15 protein-coding genes are annotated in these 19983 nt (G+C 48.0%); 11 read left to right on the forward strand and 4 right to left on the reverse strand.

The window, feature by feature from the left end; translation table 11 throughout:
- Positions 1–2: 2 nt before the first annotated feature.
- Positions 3–485 carry a Cys-tRNA(Pro) deacylase gene (gene ybaK, locus HQ393_RS06700; RefSeq protein ID WP_179358055.1) on the reverse strand — a complete coding sequence of 161 codons (483 nt, stop codon included), beginning with the start codon at positions 483–485 and terminating at the stop codon, positions 3–5.
- Positions 486–547: 62 nt separating this feature from the next.
- Here ybaK and HQ393_RS06705 point away from each other — a divergent pair, with 62 nt between their 5' ends.
- From HQ393_RS06705 to HQ393_RS06725, 5 genes are all read left to right on the forward strand, one after another.
- A complete protein-coding gene (locus HQ393_RS06705; protein ID WP_179358056.1) occupies positions 548–2005 on the forward strand; it encodes a protein adenylyltransferase SelO in 1458 nt (485 codons plus the stop codon).
- Positions 2006–2126: 121 nt separating this feature from the next.
- The gene (locus tag HQ393_RS06710) at positions 2127–3599 is read left to right on the forward strand and encodes an inorganic phosphate transporter (RefSeq protein WP_179358057.1); all 1473 of its coding nucleotides are present in this window, start codon (positions 2127–2129) and stop codon (positions 3597–3599) included.
- 158 nt (positions 3600–3757) lie between these two features.
- On the forward strand, positions 3758–4114 hold the full coding sequence (locus HQ393_RS06715) for a hypothetical protein (RefSeq protein ID WP_179358058.1): 357 nt from the start codon (positions 3758–3760) through the stop codon (positions 4112–4114).
- A 243-nt stretch (positions 4115–4357) separates the two neighbouring features.
- Positions 4358–4951, forward strand: coding sequence for a metal-dependent hydrolase (locus tag HQ393_RS06720; protein WP_179358059.1), 594 nt, complete (start codon positions 4358–4360; stop codon positions 4949–4951).
- A 167-nt stretch (positions 4952–5118) separates the two neighbouring features.
- Entirely contained in the window at positions 5119–5403 is a 285-nt protein-coding gene (locus HQ393_RS06725) for a helix-turn-helix domain-containing protein (RefSeq protein ID WP_179358060.1), read from the forward strand.
- A gap of 74 nt (positions 5404–5477) precedes the next feature.
- Here HQ393_RS06725 and HQ393_RS06730 read toward each other — a convergent pair whose 3' ends face one another.
- The gene (locus tag HQ393_RS06730; RefSeq protein ID WP_179358061.1) at positions 5478–6233 is read right to left on the reverse strand and encodes an alpha/beta hydrolase; all 756 of its coding nucleotides are present in this window, start codon (positions 6231–6233) and stop codon (positions 5478–5480) included.
- Between the two features lie 340 nt (positions 6234–6573).
- Here HQ393_RS06730 and HQ393_RS06735 point away from each other — a divergent pair, with 340 nt between their 5' ends.
- Positions 6574–7827 (forward strand): IS4 family transposase, encoded by a 1254-nt coding sequence (locus tag HQ393_RS06735; protein ID WP_246307991.1) that lies wholly within the window; start codon positions 6574–6576, stop codon positions 7825–7827.
- Positions 7828–8461: 634 nt separating this feature from the next.
- Here the strand turns inward: HQ393_RS06735 and HQ393_RS06740 are convergent.
- Together HQ393_RS06740 and HQ393_RS06745 are read right to left on the reverse strand one after the other, a co-directional pair.
- Positions 8462–10024, reverse strand: a complete 1563-nt coding sequence (locus HQ393_RS06740; protein WP_179358062.1) for an ATP-dependent nuclease — start codon at positions 10022–10024, stop codon at positions 8462–8464.
- Between the two features lie 295 nt (positions 10025–10319).
- On the reverse strand, positions 10320–10871 hold the full coding sequence (locus HQ393_RS06745; RefSeq protein ID WP_218871314.1) for a plasmid partitioning protein RepB C-terminal domain-containing protein: 552 nt from the start codon (positions 10869–10871) through the stop codon (positions 10320–10322).
- A 100-nt stretch (positions 10872–10971) separates the two neighbouring features.
- Here HQ393_RS06745 and istA point away from each other — a divergent pair, with 100 nt between their 5' ends.
- From istA to HQ393_RS06770, 5 genes are all read left to right on the forward strand, one after another.
- Entirely contained in the window at positions 10972–12468 is a 1497-nt protein-coding gene (gene istA, locus HQ393_RS06750) for an IS21 family transposase (protein ID WP_179354847.1), read from the forward strand.
- Positions 12465–13262, forward strand: coding sequence for an IS21-like element helper ATPase IstB (gene istB, locus HQ393_RS06755; RefSeq protein WP_281361488.1), 798 nt, complete (start codon positions 12465–12467; stop codon positions 13260–13262). Before istA ends, istB begins: the two co-directional genes overlap by 4 nt.
- Positions 13263–13396: 134 nt before the next feature.
- A complete protein-coding gene (locus tag HQ393_RS06760; RefSeq protein WP_281361493.1) occupies positions 13397–13723 on the forward strand; it encodes an exonuclease SbcCD subunit D C-terminal domain-containing protein in 327 nt (108 codons plus the stop codon).
- The gene (locus HQ393_RS06765; RefSeq protein ID WP_179358063.1) at positions 13720–17145 is read left to right on the forward strand and encodes an AAA family ATPase; all 3426 of its coding nucleotides are present in this window, start codon (positions 13720–13722) and stop codon (positions 17143–17145) included. Before HQ393_RS06760 ends, HQ393_RS06765 begins: the two co-directional genes overlap by 4 nt.
- Positions 17146–17257: 112 nt before the next feature.
- Complete coding sequence (locus tag HQ393_RS06770; protein ID WP_179358064.1) at positions 17258–19696, forward strand: AAA family ATPase; 2439 nt, start codon at positions 17258–17260, stop codon at positions 19694–19696.
- Positions 19697–19983 lie beyond the last annotated feature (287 nt).

Consider the following 19983-nt stretch of genomic DNA (forward strand, 5'->3'; position numbering starts at 1 on the left):
GTTTATTCATTAGCCACATCAACCAAAATCACCTTCAGCGCTTGCTGCAATTGGGCTGGTGTCATCCCGACCAAAAACCCGCGCTTGCCGCCATTGAGGTAGATTTTTTCTAGCGGCAGTATGCTTTGCTGCAAATACACGGGCATGGTTTTTTTGGTGCCCAGCGGCGAAGTGCCACCCACCATATAGCCACTGTGTTTATTGGCCACCTCTGGTGCGCACGGCGTGATGGTTTTACAGCCGATAAAGCGCGCTAAATTTTTGGTGGAGACTTCACAATCACCATGCATCAAAACGACTAGTGGCTGCTTTTTCTCATCTTCCATCACCAATGTTTTGATGACGCAATGCTCATCCACACCCAACTCGCGCGCAGAAACGGCGGTGCCGCCTTTTTCTTCGTAGGCGTACAGATGCTCGGTGAAATCGATTTTATGCTGGCGCAAAACTCGGATCGCTTGCGTTACTGGCGCTTTTTCACTCATGACAAGACTCGCAATCGGGCTTAAAATACCCGACAAATATACTCAAGAATTAAGGTTTCAAAATGGCCTACACCTTGGCGCAATTGCCGATCACACCGCGATTTACTCGTCTTCATTCGCGCTTTTGGACGCCAACGCCCTCGACCCCAATGCCTGCGCCGCATATTGTCGCGCTCAATACCGCCTTGGCCGAGCAACTGGGCATTGATGTCGAAAATGACGACGAGCTCGCCCATTATCTGGTCGGCAATCGTTTGCCGCAAGACAGTGCGCCATCGGCCAGCGTGTATTCAGGGCATCAATTTGGTGTGAATGTCCCGCAACTCGGCGATGGCCGCGCATTATTGATCGCCGAATTTACCGACCCGAATGGCACACATTGGGAAATGCAACTAAAAGGTGCAGGCCCGACACCCTACTCGCGTCGCGGCGATGGTCGGGCAGTATTGCGCTCCAGCATCAGAGAATACCTTGCTTCTGAGGCATTACACCACCTGGGTATCCCTAGTAATCGCGCATTAGCGATCGGTGGTTCGCCACAGACCGTCTGGCGCGAAACCCGCGAAACTGCGGCGGTGGTGACACGGCTGGCACCAACCTTTGTCCGCTTTGGTCATTTTGAATACTACTTTTACCAAGGCGAACCCGAACGTATTACTGAGCTGGCCGACTGGGTCATCACCCACCATTATCCCGCCTGTCAGCAGCAAACCAATCCCTATCTCGCCCTACTGAATGCCGTCATTGAGCGAACTGCAACACTGATCGCCCAGTGGCAGGCGGTTGGTTTTTGTCATGGCGTCATGAATACCGACAATATGTCAATTTTGGGGCTAACGATTGATTATGGGCCGTTTGGCTTTTTGGATGGTTTTGATGCGGGCCATATCTGCAATCACTCGGACGATGCAGGGCGCTATGCCTACAATCAACAACCGCAAATCGGGCTATGGAATCTGCATTGCCTGGCGCAAGCCTTGTTGCCTTTGGTGGCTAAAGACGATCTATTGGCGGCGCTGGGTCAGTACCAAAGCCAATTTGAAACCGCATTTGCCGAACAATTACGCGGCAAGCTCGGCTTTACTCGCTGGCAGGAAGACGACTGGACGCTGGTGACTGATTTATTCGAGCTGATGCAAGCGGCACATACCGACTGGACAATCTTCTGGCGCACCCTATCACACTGGGTTGCGCGACAAAACACCGACGAATTACGCGACTTACTGCTCGATCGCCCCGCATTTGATCAATGGCTCGCGCGCTATAGTGAGCGGATTTGCGACGATGGTCTCAGCCCGCAGCAGCGCAGCCAATCCATGTTAGCGTGCAATCCCAAATATATATTGCGCAACCATCTAGCTCAAATCGCCATCGATCAGGCCGAAAAAGGCGATTTTAGTGAAGTCGATCGCTTGTTTGCTTGCCTTTGCCGCCCATTTGATGAGCAAAGCGAATACGATCATTACGCCAAACTGCCGCCAAGCTGGGTCAAAGAATTATCCGTTAGTTGCTCATCTTGAAAATAAAGCTGAGCTTGTCATTTTATTTTCATATTTTCTGATCTAAGGCCAAAAAGCGCCGTGAATAATGGGGGGGTTTCTGCGATAATCCGCCCCATCTTCATTCCTTCACGAGCATTGTATGCTTGATCTTTTTTCCGACATGGAATTAACCGCCGCGCTGATGCTCGGGCTGGCCTTATTCTTTGTTCTTGCGTACGAATTTATTAACGGTTTCCACGATACCGCCAATGCAGTTGCGACGGTCATCTACACCAAAGCCATGCCAGCCCATTTGGCGGTGATTGGCTCTGGTATTTTCAATTTCTTAGGCGTGATGCTGGGCGGTTTGGGTGTGGCCTACGCCATTGTGCATTTACTGCCAGTTGATTTGTTGCTCAATGTGGGTGTTGGTCATGGCCTGTATATGGTGTATGCCCTACTCGCCGCGGCCATTATCTGGAATCTGGGTACTTGGTACTTGGGTATTCCAGCATCTAGCTCACACACGCTGATTGGCTCAATCATGGGCGTGGGTATTGCCAATGCGCTGATGAATAATCAGTACTGGCTCTCTGGCATCAATACCAAAAAAGCGATCGATATTCTGCTTTCGTTGTTGATTTCTCCGACAGTTGGTCTGGTGATGGCGGGTCTAATGCTCCTGGCGCTGAAAAAATGGCGCCCCGACTCGCGTATGCACATGACGCCGGAAGAGCGCAAAAACACGGATGGCAAAAAACATCCACCGTTCTGGACGCGCACCACGCTGATCGCCTCGGCGATGGGGATGAGTTTTGCCCACGGCTCTAACGATGGCCAAAAAGGTATTGGCTTATTGATGCTGGTCTTGATTGGCTTGGCACCGGCTAAATTTGCGCTGGATATCGAAAGCACCTCGTACCAAATCGAGCGCACCGTCGATGCTGCCAAACACATGGGCGAGTTTTACGAAAGCAATCGTGACCGCCTCAATGGCTCGCTCGATCTCAGCTACAACAGCGATCACCCGCTGCCGGTGTTATTCAAATGTGAATCGGCCAGCACCTTGCCTGCGATTTCAACGCTGGTGGAAAAACTCAACAGCGTCAAAAGCTATGAATCACTGAGTGGCGAAGATCGTCGCGTAGTACGCCGCATCCTCTTGTGTCTAGATGACACCGCGAAAAAAGCGAGCAAGCTCGATATTCTGTCGAAGAAAGAAAAAGCCGATCTCGATCGCCTGCGTAAAGACCTGAGCGCCACCACTGAATACGCCCCACAATGGGTCATCGTGGCGGTAGCACTGGCCTTGGGCTTGGGCACGATGGTGGGTTGGAAGCGCATCGTACTGACTGTGGGCGAAAAAATCGGCAATAAAGGCATGACTTATTCGCAAGGTAACGCCGCCCAATTAACCGCAGCCGCTGCCATTGGCGTGGCAAGCTGGACGGGGATGCCGGTGTCCACCACGCATATTCTGTCATCAGCCGTTGCCGGTACGATGATCGCCAATAAGAGCGGGCTGCAAGGCGGCACGGTCAAATCGATCGTGATTGCTTGGGTACTCACCCTGCCAGCCACGATGCTATTGTCGGGCGGATTATTCTGGGCTGCCAGTGTGCTGTTTGCTTAAACCATTGCTTGATCTAGTTTGAAGCAGACGTCATCAAGAAAACCCGCGCTAGCCGCGGGTTTTTTACGCCCGACCGCCAAGATCTACCCCACCGAAACTACCTCTCAATTCCCGTACATCGCGTAAAATGCCCTACCCTGCGCTTTTGATGCTCTCACATGTCCGCTGATCTTGTTTTATCCATTCCGCCAGCCATTGATCTGGCCAAAAATCCGGCCGAGTTGGGCGATTACATTCGCACCGAGCTTCATCAGCTACACGCCGCACTCGATTTGATCGTGAATGAGCAAGACGAGCTCGCCCTGCTCGATCAACTGATTTTGGGCGACATCACCGTGGGCGCTGATCAGATCGTGATCGAATACCAAGTGTGCTTTAGCAGCTACCACGCCTGCCGCAATCTGCAATACAGCGATTGCGAACACCGTAGCCTGCGCGGTGTGCGGCAAGGCAATACGCTCAGCTTCAAACCCTACACGCCACCGCCATGCCGCTCGACTGCGGATGAGTTCTAAACAATACAGCCCAGGGTATCAATACCAAAGCTATATTCAACTTGATGTTGTTAGCAATACCCAGCCATGCACAGCAAATAATGGGCATACACCTTACAAAATAAGCTGTACTGCCAGCAAAAATCAGCATGCTGCGCAACTTCCTTACACGCAGCGCGTATTTTCTGGTATCTTCTCTGCCCCCCCAATGTTTTCAAGGGTTTTGCGCACTTTATCGCTGCGCCCAGCCCAGTAGGTACGCCCATGATGGCCCGCACCCACATTGCATTTGCTTCCCTGATGATGGTGGCGTGCAGTGTCGGCATTTTGCAGCGCATGCCGCAATTACACGAAGTCGCCATTGCTGGCGCAGCGGGCTTACTGCCCGATCTGGATCACCCGAAATCCACTTTTGGGCGCATCGTGCCGTACATCTCGACCCCGCTGGCCGCGATTTTTGGCCATCGCGGCTTTACGCATTCGATCCTGATGGTGGTGGCGATGGTGTATCTCTTGCTGACCTACCATCACAATCACAATTGGCCAGTTTTACCGCTGGTGGTTGGCTATCTCTCGCACATTATCGGCGATATGCTCACGCCCTCGGGTGTGCCACTACTATGGCCAGTACGGCAGAAATTTTCGCTTAATTTATTTAAAGCCGATGGCCCGATGGAGCAATTGATTTATCGGCTCTGCTGGGTCGGTATTGGCTATTTTCTGTGGGTCGCTTTCGAGCGCCCTGGCGAAATCTGGTTGCAGCCGCTGCAAGCCCACCTCGAAACCCAGCTCTGGCAGCTTTTTGCGCACAGCAAAGTCTTTGTCGTGCAATGGGTCGAACGCCTCGCCGCGACCTAAACTGCCGCGCGCCAATACACAATGACAAATAGGTATTAAGCCACATATTTAGCACGTACTTTTATACTGAGTATGCCGATTGAATTGAATAAAATGTAATTGTCATCTAGCCAAATTGATTCGGCAGAGATGCTAGCTACTATTTCAAATCACAATGGAGCGCAAATATGTCGGCAATTAAAATTTTAAATCCCAAAGAAATTCGCAAACAACTCGGGATGAATCAGCAAGAATTTTGGAGCAAAATTGGCGTTACGCAAAGCGGTGGCTCACGCTATGAAAGCGGCCGTAATATGCCAAAGCCAGTCAATGAATTATTGCGCGTAGTGCATTTAGAAGGCATTGATTTAGCCCAATTGCGTAAAGAGGAATTACAGGCCATTCAATATCTACGCCAAAATCAGCCCGAGTTATTAGAAGAAATTATCGAGAAAGCCGAAGCAATGGATTAATTCGATTTTCCACTCTCGATAATTAAAAGCCCAATTCAGATCGACGCTGAATTGGGCTTTGTCATTTGGGCCCGCTATGTCGCTTGCGAGATCACCCACTGTGCCACAGTGTTGGCCAATAACCGCCGATGCCCGATCTGAGCAAACACATGATCGGCCGCATCTATCTGCGCAAAGCTCGCCCCCGCAATCTGCTGCGCCAACGCCGCCGAGTCCGCTACCGGCACCACCGCATCGAGCTCGCCATGCACAATCAGCAGCGGCAGCATGATTTGATCCAACCGTGCCCATGCGTCAAACGACGCCAGCTCGCTCAGCAAAGGCATACCAACCTCCATCCCCAGTAAATCAAACCCACCGTGCGGCAAAGGCTTGGCGATAGCAGCCGCTTGCTGCGGCACGACCTCGGTAATATTGAGCGCCGGCGCGATCGCGCACAGCGAAGTCACCGCCGCTAGCAAGTCACGCGGTGCACGCGCCAAAGTATGCAAAGCCACCAAGCCGCCCATACTAAAGCCCAGCACATGCAAGCGCAGCTGCGGGTACAGCACACGCAATTGCGTAATCAGAAACTCAGTCACCGCGATCTGCTGCGCCACCGTCATCTGCGCAAATTCACCATCACTTTCGCCGCAACCGGGAAAATCAAAGCGAAAACTCGCCAGATTTTGCGCCTCCCACTGGCGCGACAGATCGACAAACAGATAGGTAAACTCGATACGGCTACCCGTAAAGCCATGCAGCATCAGCACCGCATCGCTGGCCCCAGCGGGAATATGGGCGCTACCGATTAAATCGAGGCCATTCCAGTTCAGTTTTAGGGTATCCATGATGGGGTCCTTGTTGAGTATTGTTTGGTAATCAGCATGGGTATCTTACTAAAATTCAAGAAAATAGTAATCCCTAGGGGCATACTTGGCTGGGTATCTAAGCAGCTTCTTTAGCCACCAATATGCATATTGTTTTTGCTAAGCGTGATTTGCCTGCTGCGCAGGCGGTGAACCGGCCGTTTCGCCGGCCAAACGAGTTAGGGGTGGGTCTTGCCCCCACTGCCGCGAAAATAAGCCTTTCCCAGGTCGCCCGATCATGGCATTATGTGTTATCTTATTGTTTTATATAACTAATAGACTATGAATCCGACCCTCCCTATATTCCAAATCAATCTATAAAATCCAGCAGTTACTTCATTCTCTTGAATTTCGTTCCCGCCACCGTCAACGCCCGCAAGATTTCACTCGCAACACCACTTTTACCTTTCCACGCGTAGCGGGCATTTTGCTCGCTGGACTTCAGCAATCTTTGCAAGTCGAAGTCGATCAGTTCTTTGATCATTTGGATCTGCCTGATGGCCGTTTACCCAATGACGACGCCTTTCGAATGGCGCGTAAGAAGCTCAAAGAGTCTGCTTATATCGAGCTGCGCGACCAAATCAACCATGATTTACCAAGCGATTTGGCTCAACGTTGGCATAGCTGGAGAATCATTGCCGCCGACTCAACCACTTTGTATTTGCCCAACCATGCAGATATTCGCAAGCCTGAACACTTCAATGTTTATGATGGCGCAAATGCGCCCCCTTATTCCTTGGCACGTGCTGCCGCCTTGTGCGAAACCAGTACTGGATTGATTCTGTGTGCGGATCTTGATGCCGATCGCGTCAGCGAGCGTGAGCTGCTGCTCCGGCAGTTACCCATCCTCAAACAAGACGATTTATTGGTGCTTGATCGAGGCTATCCTGCGCATTGGCTGTTTGCCTTGCTGCTTGAACGCCAACAAGCGTTTTGTATGCGACTCTATAGCTCGTCCTACAATCCACTGGTCACCGCCTTTGCGCGCTCAGATCGGATGAGCGAAGTCATCACCATTACACCTAATCGAGCGCAATATAAGTCCTTCAATACTCATGGTATTGCCATTAAACCCTTTAAAATCAGGCTGGTTAAGGTGATACTTCAGTCGGGTATGATCGAAATACTGGCCACATCGCTCTTAAATGAAGTGCAGTATCCTCACGCGGAATTTGCCGCGCTCTATCACCGTCGTTGGCGAATTGAAGAGGCATTCCGCAATCTCAAGTGCCGCTTAAAGCTGGAACAATTTGGTGGTGAAACCCCACTGGCTGTACGACAGGAGTTTCATGCCGCCATTTTGTTACATAATCTGGCGAGTCTAGCTTGTGAAGATGCATTGCGAGCATTGCCTGCAGAGCAGCAGGCCTTATTTCATGCCAATTTAAGTTACGCCGCTTCGCAACTGCGACACCAGTTGCCTCGCTTGTTGAGTGACCCTAAGCGGTTTGGTGCCTTGTTCGATAAAATAATTGTCTTATTAATCAAGCAAGTCGAACGATTACGCCCCGATAGATCTGGCCCCCCACGCAATCCAAGTCGCATTAAGCCTCGCTATCACCGAGCCTACAAGTGATTGAATATGAAAGAATTAGCTTATTTTCGCGGCAGTGGGTCTTGCCCCACCCCTAACAACCCCAGCGCGCCCGATCGACGCGAAACCCCGCTTGAAAAAGCCACGGCGAGGCGCCGCCACAACTCGCGTTGCGCTACCGTCGCAACGCTCAAACACGACGCGGCTTAAAACCTCGCCGTGACTTTTTCAAACGGCGCGGCTCCACGGGCAATCTGTGCTAATTAGTCAGGGGTATATCAGGCAAAGCATTATCAGGATTAACTCCCTAGGCAACACATAGGCATGTATATACAACGATGGTTGAGCGACGGTTTTGAATTCCCCTGTCATCAAGCCGAGCGAGGAACAAGCGGTTCGGGGTTTCGGCGAGGACTGTTTGAGGCCGCAGGCCGAGTTCCGCAGCCGCCGAATCGATTGTCCGCAGCGAGGGCATTTTGCGCAGCAAAACTTGATGAGGGGTCGCCTTTGGGGTGAAGGGGTATTTGGCGAAGCAAATACCCCTTCCCGTTAGCGCGGCGGAACGCGCATTGAAACATCGCGCCAACGGCGCATAAAACAAAAACCGCCAGAATCAATCCAGCGGTTTCATGCGTACGATTACGCTTCGCTAATCGTACCTACAGCTCTAATTTGGCTAAAGTTTGTTTTTAATTTTATTTAGTAAATTATTAAAATAATCTCTATTGATATTAACTACATGTCTACATAATGCTTTTGTGAGCCCATCAACTTCAGACTCATCCAGAAGTAATCCTTTAGACAAGTCATAAATCTCACTATGTTTTTTTGCCTTTAGTGACTTTTGTATGGCAGTACGTACTAGTTCATCTGTGGAGGATGAATATTCCATAATAAAATTGATGCCATCTTGGTTGTTTAATTGCTCTACAATCCATTTCTCCGGCCAGAGAACGGAGGGTAAATAGTCAATTCTATCAGAAAACCACTCTTTATCAGCATCGGTTGTAACCTCCATTCTACTTTCAAACAAGTTCAGATTTTTAATCTTATTGGCTGATTTATCTCCATCAAGGATAGAAAACACCTCGCCTCGATGATCCTTACGACTCGCACTCATTTGAGTGATTACCGCTGAGGAAGAACCAACTACAACGATATTAGTACGTGAACGTAACTCAGAGTCGCATGCGGCAATTAGAATTGATTTTGCAACGTTATCTTCTACGTAAATAGTAATCTCGCCACTACACTTCTCACCCAATCGACCTGCTGCAAATTCAGAAGAAATACCTGATTTTACAAGCGTTCCAGAGTTGCCTGATTCAATAAAATATCTTGATTCCGGTGGAATCGCCTCCAAAATCAACGGAGAATGAGTCGTAAAAATGAACTGCATTTTTTTATTAAAAGCAATATCTTTCAATCGCTGCATCAAATTCCTTTGAGCAATACCATGCAATCCAAGTTCAATTTCATCGACTAATACAATACTTCCATCTGGACATGCATGAATGTGATATAGCAAGTCAAATAATGAATTTTCACCGGCACCCATATTGAAACCTGAGTAGACTACCTCCCCATTCTTAACTACGGGCAACCGATAGCCACTATGGTGTCGATATTCAAACTCTGAATAATTCAACCCTAATACAAATGCAACATCATTCAATACAACTTCTTCAAGCTCTCCTCTTGTAATAGACTTAAATCGTGCTTTATATGATTTAGATGTACTCTTTTCAGCGTGAGGAACAAATCGGTTAATTCCGAAAAACAAAACATTTCGTTTCACCCTCTGATCATAATCATTCCACTTCCCACCTTTGTTCTTGTTTCTTAATTGATATTTAATCCCAGTTTTATCCTCATCTTTCTCTGCCCGCCATTTATCATGCATGAAATCATAGCGTATACTAACTCCCTCGACAGGAAACTCTCCAGAGGCAACAATAAAGAAATCAGAAAAAGTATAATATTTTTGTTTCCTATCAGGCAGGCTATATCCATTCGCCTTATTGTGATAAGCGCATGCGATCATTGCCAGCAAAGTAGATTTACCTGATCCATTTTTACCGGCAATGGCAGCAATCGGATATTCAAAGTTTATTGTGAATTTTTTTAACCCTCTAACCCCGCCTTTAAGTAAAGCGACTTTCCTTAATGTCGCTCGGGTGTAATCGTTACCAAACCACTTCGAATTATCTTTATCACGTTGCGAATACAAATAGCGCATGAATTTATCCAAAAAAAGGCCGCACATGGCGACCTTTTGTTAAATTATGTGAGTTCTACCATAGTTCCGAATAAAGATTACATAAAAATCAACAACTTAGCAATCTCCATGCAGCCATAGTTCCGAATTAAAATATAGCCATAGTTCCGAATAAACTCCAAATGTAGGCAAAGTTCCGAATAAACTCTCCCCATGGTATCAAAAACTAAAAAATCAATGCTTTGACTGATTTTGAGATTTTTGCAGGCATAGAAATTGCGCAGGCAGTTTATGAAGCCATCCGCATAGACTATGACTAACTGAAATGAGCAGGCAAATCTTTAATTTCGGATATTCTTTGAAGTTGCAACAAATACTCTGGCTGTGATTTTGCCAGCCAGCGCACAACCGCAGCATTTTCTAGTAACGTAACAGCAATGTACGTCTTAATAATTGCTAGTTGTAAATTGGCCGGACCATAGTTTTCTTCGAGTAGGCGAGTGTCAGCCTGTACCGCTGCGAGCTCTCGTTCTAGCCTCTGCAACACCTCAGAGGAAGTTCCGCGCAAGGCCTTAGCTGCTGCTACTTCTGTTAATTGATCTGGCAAAGTAGCTTGTAGCATTGCACTGGCTAGCTTTGTCGAAAAATTACCCAGGTTGATCATGACTTGCACTACATCAATTTGACGAAACGGTTTCATTTGTTTCAGTACTCTAAACATGCCTGCTGTTGCGGGTTTATCCGCGAGCAAAGTAACAGCTTCACTACAAATCCCATCCAATAATCTGAATTTTTCGCGAATAGCTGATTCAGAGACATTAAGCACTTCGGCGAGCTGTTGGACTGAAACGCCTCTGTTGAGGCGCACTGAATATTGACCAGCAAACTGCGGTTTTGCGCAGTGAATTTTGACCAGGGTAACTAATCTCCAAGCTCATTCATCGAGCAAGGATTTTGAGGTGATTACCATGGCCACATTTGCTAAAGTTCGCCGCATGTATTTTCGCGACCAACTCTCGATCAGCGAGATTGCACGGCGCACCAGCTTAACGCGCAATACCATCAAGAAATGGCTACGTACCGACTCAGCTACCGAGCCGCGCTATCGACGCAAGTCTAGCCAAACCAAGCTGTCTCCCTTTATTCCTCAACTCGTTAAAGCATTACAAACCGATCTACATCGCCCCAAACGAGACCGGCGTACTGCCAAGGTATTGTTCCAGGAGCTAGTGACTGCGGGCTTTGGCGGCGATTACTCCCGAGTCACTGCGTTTATTCGTCACTGGCGCACGCAAACGATGGGGCATCACTTGAAGTCTGCATTTGTGCCACTGCGCTTTGCCTTGGGCGAGGCATTTCAGTTCGATTGGAGCGAAGAGCATGCATTCATTGGTGGTATTCATCGCAAAGTCTTGCTGGCCCACATGAAGCTGTGCGCGAGTCGCGCTTTTGCATTGATGGCGTATCCTAGCCAAAGCCATGAAATGCTGTTTGATGCGCATACTCGCGCCTTTCAGATGTTAGGGGGCGTGCCGCTGCGAGGGATTTACGACAACATGAAGACGGCAGTCGACAAGGTGCTGCCCGGCAAGGAACGCATCATCAACGCCCGCTTTCATGCGATGACTGCCCATTATCTGTTTGATACTGAGTTTTGCAATGTCGCCTCCGGCTGGGAGAAAGGTATTGTCGAGAAGAATGTACAAGACCGGCGCCGACACATCTGGCAAGCCGCATTGGCGCTCAAATTCGCGAGCTTTGACGAGCTCAATGCTTGGCTTGAGCAACAATGTCAGTTGGCTTGGCAGCAATTGCGTCACCCAGAGTATCCTGAGCTCACATTAGCCGAATTACGCCAAGATGAGCAGCTTCACATGATGCCATTTCCAGGTGCATTTGATGGTTACACCGAAGTCTTGGCGCGGGTATCAAGTACGTGTCTGATTACCTTCCAGCGCAATCGCTATTCAGTACCGTGTCATTGGGCCAATCAAATGGTGAGTGTGCGGCTATATCCCAGCCGTCTGGTTATCTATGCCGACCAGCAAGTGATCGCAGAGCATGTACGCAGCTTTGAGCGCAGTCAGACGTTTTATCACTGGCAACACTATCTTCCTTTGCTCGAGCAAAAGCCTGGCGCGTTGCGCAACGGAGCTCCGTTCAATGAAATGCCCGCAGATTTGCGGCAACTACAACAGCGCTTATTGCGCCATAAAGGCGGAGATCGCATCATGGCCAAGGTCTTGGGTTGTGTACCCAAATACGGCTTAGAAACCGTTCAGGTCGCCGTCGCGTTGATGCTTGAAACGGGCAAAGTCAGTGCTGAGCATGTCCTGAATGTGCTGGCCAGACTGCATGAAGCACCTCGGCCAGATGCCCTTGAAGTGGCATTGGCGCTGAATGAGCCACCACTGGCAGATAGCCAGCGCTACGATCAATTGCATCAAGGGTTGGGGGTGTCATGATGAAGTTGGATATTCAAGCCGAACTGAAGCGGCTCAAGCTGCATGGTATGGCCGCCACTTACGCTGAGCTGCAGCAAGCCAGCAGCAGTGGCACGATGGACATCCTCGATGCCAACCTCACGCAACTGATCGATGCGGAACATGCCGACCGACACGTACGCTCCATCAGCTATCAGATGCATTCGGCTCGTTTCCCGCATCATCGGGATCTCGCGGGCTTTGATTTTAGCCAGTCGAAAGTCGATGAACGTTTGATTCGTGTGTTGGCACAGGGTGAATACGTTCAGGCGGCACACAATATCGTCCTGATTGGTGGTACAGGAACCGGTAAAACCCACCTCGCCACTGCGCTGGGTGTTCATGGCATCCAGCAACATAGTTTGCGGGTTCGTTTCTATTCCACGTTGGAATTGGTCAGCCGATTAGAGCAAGAGAAAAGCAAAGGCAAGTTGGCCTATAGCTTAATGCATATGGATGTGGTCATTCTGGATGAGCTGGGCTATTTGCCATTCTCACAAGCGGGTGGCGCATTGCTGTTTCATTTGCTGAGTAAGCTGTACGAGCGCACCAGTGTGATTATCACGACGAATCTGACCTTTGCAGAATGGCCCACGGTCTTTGGCGACGCCAAACTCACCACGGCTTTACTCGATCGACTGACCCATCATTGCCACATTATTGAAACGGGGAATGAATCGTGGCGATTTAAGCAAAGCAGTGCGAATGCAAAATTGAAGATTCAAGAGCGAGAAAGACAAAAAGAACAGTTGCCCGAACGTGGGGAGTTGTTCTGAAGAAGTAGTAAAAAGCAGCAAAAGCCGATAGGCTAAAGAGGGTCGTACACGAGGGTGTACGGCAAAAATGCCTGGTCAAAATTCAACGCGCACAGCTGGTCAATATTCAGTGCGCCTCAACACTGGGCCCAGCAATTCAAACCGCAGCACAATCTGCGCAGTCTGAGCGTCCTGTATGGCTGGAGGTAACGGTGCGAGGCGATGATTATCTGTCTGACTTGCAACCACGCATTCAAGCCTTGACCGAAAGTTTGCCAGTTGAGGTACTACGCATACGGCGAGATCGCAGTGAAGTTGCTGCTAGGTTGCATGCTGAGGCTAAGGTCACCCTAGATGAACTTAGCCCAGATGAGGTTTTTGCCAAACGCCTTGAACAGGAAGACCTGCCCGAAGATCTGACTCAACAACTCAAACAACGTTACCAGAACATCGTTTCGCTACTTCGTGAGGAGCAGGCATGAAAATCCTCACCCTGCGCCTGAAAAACCTTAATTCGCTCAAGGGCGAGTGGAAGATTGATTTCACTCAGCCGCCCTTCAAGGACAACGGTTTATTTGCCATCACCGGCCCAACTGGAGCCGGTAAATCTACACTGCTCGATGCGATCTGCTTGGCGCTGTATCACGAAACACCACGGCTTAAGAATATTTCAGCCTCATCGAATGAAATCATGACGCGACACACAGCTGACTGCTTGGCCGAAGTGGAATTCGAAGTAAAGGGGCAAATTTATCGTGCATTCTGGAGTCAGCGGCGAGCACGCGACAAAGCCGATGGTGCTCTGCAAGCCCCCAAGGTTGAGTTGGCAGATGCTAATGGCACAATCCTAACTACCCACAGCAACGATAAACTCAAACGCATTGAAGCCATAACCGGTCTGGATTTTGGGCGCTTCACTAAATCAATGATGCTAGCCCAAGGTGGTTTTGCAGCCTTCCTGAATGCCAATGCTAATGAACGAGCAGAATTACTGGAAGAACTAACCGGTACCGATATCTACGGGCAGATTTCACAGCGCGTTTTTGAGCAAGCTCGTGATGCTAAGAGCACACTTGATCAGTTAAAAGCAAAAGCCGACGGTGTAGAGCTGCTTCCAGATGAAAAACGCCAAGCAATGCAAACAAGAATCGCCGAACTCACGGAGCAATTAGCCGTACTGCAAAGCGAACTCGGACAACTGCAACAGCTACGACAATGGCGCCTTCAGCTTTCTCAGGCAGAAAAGGCGACTCAGGAAGCGAAGCAAACAGTAGACACAGCAAGACTTGCACTAGAATCGGCGCAACCACAACTGTATCAGCTTGAACTCAGCGAGCCAGCAGAAGCCCTCCGCCCGACTTTTGCTGCATGGCAAGATGCAGACGGACGCCTCCACCATATCCAGTCCAGTTTGAGTGCTGTTCAGGAAGAACTGTCCAACGCTCGAAAACAATCAGTCACAGCCCATTGGCAGGCAAAGACAATTGCAGAAGAATTAGCGGCAAACGAGGCCAAGCTCTATGAAGGCTTCAAACACCACATTGAACAGCTGGAAGTCTGGCAGACCAAGCACGCCCACTTTGCAACTTTAGGTGAAAAGCTAAATGGGTGGCAGATTGAACACCGGCAGTTAGAGCTAAATCGACAAGCGATTCTGGACCTAGAGGCGCAACATCAGAAACAAAGCCAAACACAAGCCGAAGTTGCAACCCAAATTGTCAGCCAACGACTGAACCAGCAACAGGGCCAATCTCAGTGTGTAGAGAGTAATAATCTCGTCGAAGTTGCCGAGCAACAACTCAACCAGCTGTTGAACGGCAGTACTCTGCAAGCGCTACGTGAGAGCTGGCAACGCACACAGGGCCAGATGATCGCTTGGCAGCAAATCAGCTCTTTGGCCGAGCAACTGCGCCGGAACAGCAAGCAATGTAGCGATCAGGAAAGCCATATTGCGACAGCCAACCAGCAACTGACTGAGCTACAGACCGCGCTAGATACTGCTCGAAATAACTACCGACAACTTAAAGAACAGGCAGATGACAAGCGCAAGCTGCTACAGCAAGAGCAACGAATTCAGAGCCTAGAGTCCCACCGTGCGTCCTTAAAGCCAGGTGAGGCATGCCCATTATGCGGCTCTCCTGAACATCCCAGCGTTCAACGCTATCAGCAGCTCGATGTATCGGCCACTGCGCTCGCATTGCAGGAAAAAGACGCAGCACTGCAACAAGCTTTAGAAGGTGGCCAAGCGCTCAAAAGCCAGATCGACCAGCTCACCGGTAGCCTGGCACAGTACCAGCAAGTACTGGCTGGGCTGGTTCATACTCAACAAGAAATTCAAGTCAAATGGGATGCATCAGCTCCTGCTCTAGAGATAGCAGCAACGGCTTGGCAAGATCCCGAGTTGCTCACACAAGGACTAGAAAACAGTGCTCAGCAGGAAGCCGAGCTCAGAGCTGCACTTGAGCACACCGAGACGGCCCAGCAAGCTTTGATCAAAGCCCGCGAAAACAAGGCTGCTCATGATGCGCAGCTACAAGCTGCAGATACGCAATTGGCGCTACTTCAGCAAACCTATGATCAAGCTGTCCAGCGCATCAACGAGCTTGAGCAACAAATTGCCAAGGATGCAGCAGCTCAGCAACAAGCTACGATGGCGCTAAGCACCGCCATTAATGATTCAGGTTTTGCTCCCGCCGATGATATGAGTAGCTGGCTGGAAAGCCGCCAGCATGACTGGCAAACTTGGCAGGAAAAGCTACAAGCACTGCAACAACAAGCCAGCAATCTACAAAAGCAACAGCATCGTAGCGAGCAAGCGACTGGCCAGAAAATGGCTTGGCAAACGCGTTGGGAAAAACTGGCGGAACCTATTACACCGCAACGCTTGGACATCACAATCAGTGAATCAATGCTTATACAGTACACAGCAGAAGTCGAACGACTAACGACGCTAATCGCTACTTTGCAGGGTCAAGAAACGCAATTGGCTGCAGATAGGCAAACCCAGCAGCAAGTTTGCGAAGCCGCCAAAGCCAATAGGCTGGCGGCATTGGCGCAAAGCCCTTTTGCCGACCAAGCTGCCTTTACGCAAGCTCTGCTACCGACAGAAACCCGTCAACAGCTACTCGCTATGCGACAACAGCTACATCAAGCACTTGAACGCAGCAAAGCTGTGCAACAAACAGCGTCAGAGGCACTACTCCAACTACAAGTACAAGCCCTCACCCCGCATGACCTTACCGCGCTAGAGACACAAATCACAGCACTGGATACACAACGTCAAACCATTTCTGCGGAACAAGGTGCGCAACAGGCGCTGTTGCGCGACGACGCACAGCGCCGAGACAACCAAGCCGCCTTGTTCGAGCAAATTGCCGCGCAAGTTTCAGACGTAGATATCTGGCAACGACTCAATAGCTTGATTGGCTCCAAAGAAGGCGACAAATTCCGCAAATTTGCCCAAGGGCTGACACTAGACCACCTGATGCATCTAGCAAACAGGCATCTTGAAAGGCTGCACGGACGCTATTTGCTTCAGCGTAAATCTATAGGTGAGCTGGAGTTAGAAATTTCAGACACTTGGCAGGGAGATATAACACGAGATACTCGGACCTTATCCGGAGGCGAAGGGTTTCTAGTCAGTCTAGCTCTTGCCCTAGCATTATCGGATCTTGTCAGCAATAAGACATCTATTGATTCACTATTCTTGGATGAAGGGTTTGGCACGTTAGATGGTGAGGCACTCGAAACTGCTCTAGATGCACTAGATACGATGAATGCCAGCGGAAAGACAATAGGAATTATTAGCCATATAGATGTATTAAAAGAGCGAATATCATTACAAATAAAAATCATCAGATCAAATTACGAAGGAAATTCATCAGTAAATATTCAGCATCAATAAACACCAAAAAAATCTAAAACCACGAAACAACTAAAGCAATTCCACTGCTTGGCTAAGAGCCTAACTAAGCACAGAAAGATATCGATCACTATAAGACTACAAGGACTGAGATATGATTAGAAAAATAAAATCTATTAGCAATCTGGGAGTTTTTAAAGGTTTCGAATGGGATACGGAAGTTCGTGAAGAAAATGGAAAAACCACTCCTTTTCAAGATATTAATGTGATTTATGGCAGGAACTACTCCGGCAAGACAACTCTTTCACGCATTATACGTGCATTAGAAACGGGTGTATTATCTGATAAATACGAAAATCCATCATTCAGCATCACTTTAGATGACAACTCTCAAGTAACACAAGCGGCACTAAAAAATCACACAAAAACCATTCGAGTATTTAATGAAGACTTTATTCGTGACAATTTACGCTTTATAGTAAACCCTGATGAAAACATTGAATCATTTGCTATCCTTGGTGACGATAACAACAAGATCGAACAAGAAATAGCAGAGCTTGAATTAGAACTTGGCTCAAACGAAATAGCTAACGAAACAGGACTCTATGCTCAATTGAGTTCAGCCAAAACGGCCAGCGGCATAGCATCACAACAGCATCAGTCGGCCAAGGATGCCCTAGAAACTCAACTAAGTAGTAAAGCAACAGATAAAAAAATAGGGATAAAATACAAGTCGGAACGCTTTGGCGATCAAAACTACACGATACAGAAGTTGAAGGGAGATATCTCATTAGTTCAAGCTACAGATTATCACCCTCCTTCAGAAGAACAGCTAACACAATACGAAAAACTAATTTTAGAAACTGCTCTTCAACCAATTCCTCACTTCACGGCACCTAACACTAAATTCCAAAGCCTAGCAGCGCAAACCGAAGTACTTGTCACTAAGAAGATCAGCGAATCAAACAAAATTGAAGAATTGGTAAAAAATGCAGTCCTGCACAGATGGGTCAATGAAGGCCGAGCACATCACAAGGACAAATTCAATCAGTGCCTATTTTGTGACAGTACAATTTCCGCGGACCGCTGGGCAGTACTAGATAAACATTTTGACGAAGAGTCGAATCAGCTTGAGAAAAATATTGATGCACTAATAGTACAGATTGAGGACGAAAAAAAATCCATCAGCTCGGCCTTATCGATTGATAAAAATCTTTTCTACTCAAAATATCACCAAGAATTAAGCGATCTGGATATTTCATTAAAAGAGGCCATCAAAAATTACACACAATCATTGGATTTGTTAATTTTCCAGCTAACGTATCGAAAAGAAAACATTCTAAGCTCCAGAACTTTTGAAGCTCCAGTAGAGGCTACAGATCATTTATTATCCATTTGGGATAATTACAAGGCACTTTGCGAGAAATCTGATGGTTATACAACCATGTTGGCTCGCGATCAGAAATCGGCCAAAGATAAGCTACGTCTAAAGGAAGTTTCAGACTATCTGATCACTATCGAATACGACAAACAACAATCCACCATCGTAGAGTTACAAGGAAAAAGCACAGAATCAATACAAGCAGTCAGTCAAATCAATGCCAAAGTCCTCGAAAAAACTAACGAGATTGCATCGAAAAAGCGCGAGCTGAACGACGAAGAGAAAGGTGCGATAAAGGTCAATGAGTATTTGAATAATTTCTTCGGGCATAGATTTCTCAAACTCAAAGCCGAACAGGAACAGGGGGAGGGAGCAAAACGAGTACGCTTCGAGGTGATTCGTGACAACAAGAAAGCTCATCACCTAAGTGAAGGTGAATGTAGCCTACTTGCTTTTTGTTACTTTTTGGCAAAGCTCGACGATATCGCCACACGAGATACCAAACCAGTCATTTGGATTGACGACCCCATTTCGTCTCTAGATGGGAATCACATCTTTTTTATTTACAGCCTGCTAAACACCGAGATCGTCTCTACCAAAAAATTCTCTCAGCTCTTTATATCAACCCATAATCTTGATTTTCTGAAATACCTTAAGCGCCTTGGCGGAAAATATTCCGACAACGATGGCAAACTTAAAGACTATCAAAAGGGTTATTTCGTCGTTGCCCGCAAAGATAGAATATCGACAATTGCGATCATGCCAAAATATCTCAAAGAGTTTGTCACAGAATTCAATTACCTATTTCAACAAATACATAAGTGCGCATCCATTGAGTCAGTTGACGACACTAATTATGTAATATTTTATAATTTTTCAAACAATGCCAGAAAATTTTTTGAAATTTATTTGTATTACAAATACCCCGATCAAGGAATGAACGAAGGTACGCTGCGCCTATTTTTTGGTGAAGATAAAATCCCTGCGGTGTTAATTGACAGAATCAATAATGAATACTCCCATCTTGCCGGAGTATTTGAGCGTGGAGCAACCCCCGTAGAAGTTCCCGAAATGCAGAGCGCTGCAAAGCTCATTATTGAACGACTTAAGCAAGACTCCGAGCAATATTCATCGTTGCTTAAGAGCATCGGGGCAACAGAGGCGCCAGCAGTTCAAGAAGCCACTCTCGCAGAGAAACTGGGAGCTGAATGATGGCGCTTCCAGCCTAAAGTTATGAAAGACGCTAGATGAGTGACATGATGGCATGTCAATAAAAGGGAGTCTAAAGTTTCAGGTGGTTTAATTTGCAAATTTGAATAGGCAGCCCCTCCTAACCTTGGAGAAATACTACAAGGCTCGGGGGGTATGACCTAAGTAGAAAGCCCGCGTAAGCGGGCTTTTCTGTGCTGCTTTATGTGTCGTCGAATGCAGGCTTATGTGTCGATAATGCAAACTTATCTGTCGTTCGACGCTGACCTTTAATAGCTCCGCAGTCTTTT

This window comes from Chitinibacter bivalviorum (assembly GCF_013403565.1).
GTDB lineage: Bacteria > Pseudomonadota > Gammaproteobacteria > Burkholderiales > Chitinibacteraceae > Chitinibacter > Chitinibacter bivalviorum.